Below are 3100 nucleotides of genomic sequence, written 5' to 3'. Positions count from 1 at the left end.
TTTGCGTTACAATACTAAGATTGGTGCCAGTGGGCATGGCTTGAGTCAGGGACAGAAGCAACGCATATTAATTGCTCGTGCAGTATATAAGGATCCTGAGTTTTTATTCTTCGATGAAGCTACTAATGCACTTGATGCCAACAATGAAAGAGCAATTATGGAAAACTTGGATGAGTTCAACCAAGGGCGTACCGTTGTAGTTGTTGCCCATCGTTTGAGCACCGTTCGTAATGCCGATAAAATCATCGTACTTGATAAAGGTCAAATTGTTGAACATGGCAACCACAAGGACTTGACACAATTGAGAGGTAAGTATTACGAGTTGGTTAAGAATCAGCTGGAGTTAGGAAATTAGACGCAGATTTAAAAATGATCAAACTATGATTAATTTGTAATTGTATTTTCGATTTTATCATATAAAATCATCATTTATCAGCTTCGAAAATCTACTATGATGGGAATTAAAAATAATTTTAGACGCAGATTTTTATGATCTAAACATGATACTGATCTTAGTAAATGATATTCTTTATTAAATAGGGATGCTCCTTGTTGGTGTTTGATAAAAGAATTTATTATAAGTATGATATTAATTTTAGTCTTAATATTGTTTCTATCATATTGAATCATTTTTAATCAGCGTCAAAATAAATAATCATGAACGATAACTATAAACATTCAGATATTACATCAATGGTTCTTAAGGCATTTTTTAATGTCTATAATGAATTGGGATATGGTTTTATTGAGAAGGTTTATGAGAATGCTATGGTTATTGAACTGAGGGATTTGGGATTGAATGTGGAGCAGCAAGTTCCTGTTAAAGTTCTGTATGGGAAGGAGATTGTGGGAGATTATATTGCAGATATCGTCGTTAATGAATTGGTGATTTTGGAATTGAAAGCCATTGAAAAGTTAAATTCAATTCATGAAGTTCAATTAGTAAATTATCTCAAAGCAACAGATATTGAAGTTGGCTTATTATTGAATTTTGGCAAAGAACCACATTATAAACGTAAGGTACTTTCTAATGAATAAAGGAAATATTTTTTTTCATCATACAAAATCATATTTAATCAGCGTCAGAAATTGAGTATGATGATAATTAAAGGGTTGGAACTGGATTGAAAAATGATCAAACTATGATTAATTTGTAATTGTATTTTCGATTTTATCATATAAAATCATCATTTATCAGCGTCAAAATAAACTAAAAAATGAGTGACAATATAGAATTAAGGTCGGAGTCGGTTCAGGAAATTCTGGGAAAAATGCCTTCGTGGATCGTTAGGGTAGGTTCTGGGCTGGTGTTTCTTGTAGTCCTGATATTAGTGATTGGTTCCTGGTTTTTCTCTTACCCAGAGATTATCAGCTCGAAGCTTGTTTTGACGACTGAGAATCCACCTGCAGAGTTGATTGCTCGTGTAAATGGTAAGATTGTAGATTTAAAAGTAAGCGATAATCAACTGATTGAGGCTGGTGATTTGTTGGCTGTTATTGAAAATCCTGCGAATTCGGAAGATGTTTTTTCATTACGGAAACAGCTTAGTAATCATCTTCCTCAGTTTGACGGGAAGACTGAAATGACGCCTGAATTTGTTGACAAAAATTATCGTTTGGGTGAAGTTCAATCTCCATTTAACTCTTATTTAAAGGCTTGTACCGATTATAACCGCTTTATTGATCTTCAATATCACAAAAAAAAGAAAGCTTCTTTAATTCAGAAAAGAAGCAATTATCGCATGTATTACAATCGACAGTACAAGCAGCGTGATATTTTGGAGCAGCAGCTGTCAATTGTTGGTAAGGAATTTAACCGGGATTCTCTGCTCTATACCCGCGGCGTGATTTCAAAAGCCAATTATCAAAAATCTGAAAAGGAATATCTACAACAGAGCTATGCTTTTCATGGTTCTCGTTCAACCCTTTCCTCAACTCAAATTCAGATTAATGAGGTGGATCAGTCCATTATCGACTTGGATTTGGATGAAGAAAATATAAGAAAGGAATTGCTTGATCAGATTCTGCATGCCTATGATAATTTGACTGCTCAGATTGATATTTGGGAGCAGAATTATCTGCTTAAATCACCCATTTCTGGTGCTGTTAGTTTCAACCGATTTTGGTCAGAAAATCAAAATGTAAAACAAGGCGAGAAGGTTTTTACTGTTCTCCCATCTGACTCGACTCGAATTATTGTACGTGTTGATTTGGGAATGAATCGATCTGGCAAAGTGAAACTGGGACAACGCGTAAACATTAAGCTTAATAGTTATCCTTATATGGAATATGGAATGTTAGAAGGTAGTATACGTTCAATTTCTGAGGTTCCTGATGGCGATAATTATAGCTTGGATGTTGAGTTAACTAATGGACTTATAACTAGCTACGGAAAAAAATTAAAATTTGCTCAAAAGATTGAGGGTGTTGCCGAAATTATCACTGAAGATCAACGCTTACTTCAGCGTATTTTTAATCCATTAAAGGCTCTTTTAAACGAGCATGTCGTTAAATAATAAATTATTTGTAACTATCCATTAGTGATTTCAATGTATTGTTAGATTGTCATGTGGCTATATTGATTAACTGCCGCATTGTTTTTTTTGCACGCTAGTTTTTTAATTGTCAGCTGTCCGGACTTTTAAACTTTTTGACTCTTTAACCTTTTCCCCTTTATCTTTTACACTTTATTGTTTCAATACTTTATCCTTGTTTTCCTTTGTTCTTTTCACGCTTTTAATCTAAATTAGTTGGGAACATAAGATTAGATCATGCAAAAACTAGCGGTTGGGATCGATATTGGTGGTACGAATACCGTTTATGGTTTCGTAACTGAGGCTGGTGTTTGCCTTTTTCATTCTTCTTTTTATACCCCTAATTATCCTATTTTCGAGAATTTTGTTCGCGAACTCTCTTTGCATATTAAAACTAATTTTGATGCTTTTTCAGATCAATACGAATTGGTTGGAGCTGGTGTAGGTGCTCCGAATGCTAATTCTCTTACAGGCTGTATTGAGCATGCTGTAAATTTGCCCTGGGACAAACATCTTCCTTTAGCTAAACTCCTTGAAGATAATTTACAGCTATCAGTTATACTTTC

Annotated in this window: 3 protein-coding genes and 1 pseudogene; all 4 read left to right on the top strand. The window is 34.2% G+C overall.

Annotated elements, in window-relative coordinates; genetic code table 11:
• Positions 1-355, top strand: a 355-nt coding sequence (locus tag ABY905_RS15605) for an ATP-binding cassette domain-containing protein (RefSeq protein WP_372645542.1), incomplete at its 5' end; no start/stop codon positions are given.
• Between the two features lie 302 nt (positions 356-657).
• Positions 658-1038, top strand: a complete 381-nt coding sequence (locus ABY905_RS15600; RefSeq protein ID WP_372645541.1) for a GxxExxY protein — start codon at positions 658-660, stop codon at positions 1036-1038.
• A 179-nt stretch (positions 1039-1217) separates the two neighbouring features.
• Positions 1218-2516 (top strand): HlyD family secretion protein, encoded by a 1299-nt coding sequence (locus ABY905_RS15595; RefSeq protein WP_372645539.1) that lies wholly within the window; start codon positions 1218-1220, stop codon positions 2514-2516.
• A gap of 255 nt (positions 2517-2771) precedes the next feature.
• Positions 2772-3100 (top strand): annotated as a pseudogene (locus tag ABY905_RS15590) (hypothetical protein); the annotation flags it as partial.

It is taken from the genome of Ancylomarina sp., from assembly GCF_041555295.1.
Lineage (GTDB): Bacteria > Bacteroidota > Bacteroidia > Bacteroidales > Marinifilaceae > Ancylomarina.
The sequence above is the reverse complement of the archived record's forward strand: the minus strand, read 5'-3'. Positions and strand labels throughout refer to the sequence as shown.